At 71.1% G+C, this 1,494-nt stretch carries 2 protein-coding genes; both read left to right on the top strand.

The features are described 5' to 3' along the window. Positions 1 to 270: 270 nt before the first annotated feature. A complete protein-coding gene (locus G6021_RS08180; protein WP_095717099.1) occupies positions 271 to 1,236 on the top strand; it encodes a nitronate monooxygenase family protein in 966 nt (321 codons plus the stop codon). Positions 1,237 to 1,240: 4 nt separating this feature from the next. After that, positions 1,241 to 1,494: helix-turn-helix transcriptional regulator (locus G6021_RS08175; RefSeq protein WP_182641035.1), on the top strand; the 254-nt coding region annotated here is incomplete at its 3' end.

Below are 1,494 nucleotides of genomic sequence, written 5' to 3'. Positions count from 1 at the left end.
GGCCGCGGGTGCCCAGGGCCCCGGCGCGGCCGGGTCGACGGGGATCCCCGCGATTCCGGACTCGGGCGGCTTCGCTCCCGCGACGGTCGCCGCGTTCGTGTCGGCGGCGGAGCGGGTGGCCGAGGAGATCTACCCGGTTGGTGAGCGATGAGGTGATCGGGACGCTCCACCGCCACGCGTCCAGATCTTTGTGCAACTAGTTGCATAAAACCGTGGGCGGCCGTACGGTCGGGGAAAGCCGACCTCATCCCGGTCCCGAAAGGACTGCTCATGGCCCTTCCCTCCGTCCTCGCCGGCCCGCTCACCGTGCCGGTGGTCGCCTCGCCGATGTTCATCTACTCCGGCCCCGAGCTGGTGGCCGCGCAGTGCCAGGCTGGTGTGATCGGCTCGTTCCCGGCGCTCAACGCGCGACCGCAGTCGGTCCTGGGGGAGTGGCTGGACCAGGTCACCGAGAGCAACGCGGCCTTCGCCGCGGCGAACCCGGACCGCTACGTGGCCCCGTTCGCCGTCAACCAGATCGTCCACCGGTCCAACGACCGGCTCGAGCAGGACCTGGCGACCGTCGTCGAGCACGAGGTGCCGATCGTCATCACCTCCCTCGGTGCCCGTACCGAGGTCAACGACGCCGTCCACTCCTACGGCGGGATCGTGCTGCACGACGTGATCAACGACAGGTTCGCCCGCAAGGCCATCGAGAAGGGCGCCGACGGGCTCGTGGCGGTGGCCGCCGGCGCCGGTGGACACGCCGGGACGCAGTCGCCGTTCGCCCTGATCCAGGAGATCCGCGAGTGGTTCGACGGCCCGCTTCTGCTGTCCGGGGCGATCGCGCACGGCCGGTCGATCCTCGCCGCGCAGGCCGCCGGCGCCGACCTGGCCTACGTGGGGTCGGCGTTCCTCGCGACCGAGGAGTCCCGCGCGGCCGCGGAGTACAAGCAGATGATCGTCGAGAGCTCCGCCTCCGACATCGTCTACAGCAACCTGTTCACGGGGATCCACGGGAACTACCTCCGGGGCAGCATCGAGGCGGCGGGGTTGAACCCCGACGACCTGCCCGTCTCGGACCCCACGGCGATGGACTTCGGCTCCGGCGGGGGCGCGGACTCCAAGGCGTGGCGCGACATCTGGGGTGCGGGCCAGGGCGTCGGCGCGGTCACCTCGACGGGTTCGGTCCGCGACCTGGTCGAGCGGCTCCGCGCGGAGTACGAGCAGGCGGCGTCCGCTCTGGCAGCGCGCTGACACCGTGTCGCTGAAGTTCGCGATCCTCACCTCCCTCACCGAGCGGGCGGGGAGCGGGATCGAGCTGGCGCGGAGGTTCGACAAGTCCATCGGGTACTTCTGGCCGGCGACCCACCAGCAGATCTACCGGGAGCTGGATCGACTGGGGGAGTCCGGACTGATCCGGGAGCTCCCGCTCGAGGGCGCCCCCTCGCGGGGTAACCCGCGCCGCTTCGAGGTCACCGAGGACGGCCGGAGGCTGCTCACCGAGTGGATCCG

Origin of the sequence: Dietzia sp. CW19 (assembly GCF_014145265.1) — a bacterium.
GTDB classification, from domain to species: domain Bacteria; phylum Actinomycetota; class Actinomycetes; order Mycobacteriales; family Mycobacteriaceae; genus Dietzia; species Dietzia natronolimnaea.
The sequence above is the reverse complement of the archived record's forward strand: the minus strand, read 5'-3'. Positions and strand labels throughout refer to the sequence as shown.